Origin of the sequence: Paenibacillus sp. OT2-17 (assembly GCF_009827695.1) — a bacterium.
Taxonomy (GTDB): domain Bacteria; phylum Bacillota; class Bacilli; order Paenibacillales; family Paenibacillaceae; genus Paenibacillus; species Paenibacillus polymyxa_B.
Window position 1 is genome coordinate 1 of sequence record NZ_WUDQ01000987.1, and the last position, 719, is coordinate 719.

1 protein-coding gene and 1 pseudogene are annotated in these 719 nt (G+C 46.6%); both read right to left on the minus strand.

Annotated features, from left to right (window positions below; translation table 11 throughout):
* Positions 1-173: pseudogene (locus tag GRP75_RS28630) on the minus strand (D-ribose ABC transporter substrate-binding protein); the annotation flags it as partial.
* Between the two features lie 34 nt (positions 174-207).
* Positions 208-719: ABC transporter permease subunit (locus GRP75_RS28635; protein WP_483311133.1), on the minus strand; the 512-nt coding region annotated here is incomplete at its 5' end.

Here is a 719-nt window from a genome sequence, read left to right on the forward strand (position 1 = left end):
CCGTCTTTGAGAGAGACGAAGAATGGATTGTTCAGCGTTGAGATCGACAAGCCGATTTTAATGTCCTTCAGGTTCGCGGCCGCTTTAGGTTTGGCCCATTCGGGCGGTTCCAAGGAACACCCTGTCATGAGCAGGAGCAGCAAGGCAGTCATGATTAATATAAGCTTTTTCATATTTATGTGTCTCCTTCTACGCAGATTAGGTGTATTATGCGGATTTTTTACGGTCAATCAATACAGCAATAGCGATGACTATCCCTTTTACGACCATTTGATAAAAAGAGTTAACCCCCAGCAAGTTCAAGCCATTGTTTAGTGTACCGATGATAAGCACACCAATTAACGTACCTACGATTCGTCCGCGTCCTCCCGAGAGGCTTGTTCCACCTAATACGACAGCCGCAATGGCATCCAGTTCATAAGAAGTACCCGCTGTCGGTTGTGCCGAGTTCAAACGTGAGGTCAAGATAGCACCCGCCAACGCGGAAAGCATTCCAGCCAGAGAGTAAATCCAAATTTTCACACGCGGTACTTTAATACCGGATACAATCGAAGCCTTCTCGTTACCACCGATGGCATACGTTTTGCGTCCGAATGGTGTTTTATGCAAAATGATCCATAGGACAGCAAAGGTAATGAGCATCGTAATCGCTGGAACCGGAATACCGAACTGATAGCCACGACCGAACAATTGAAATACCAGACTGTCTCCGAGTCCTG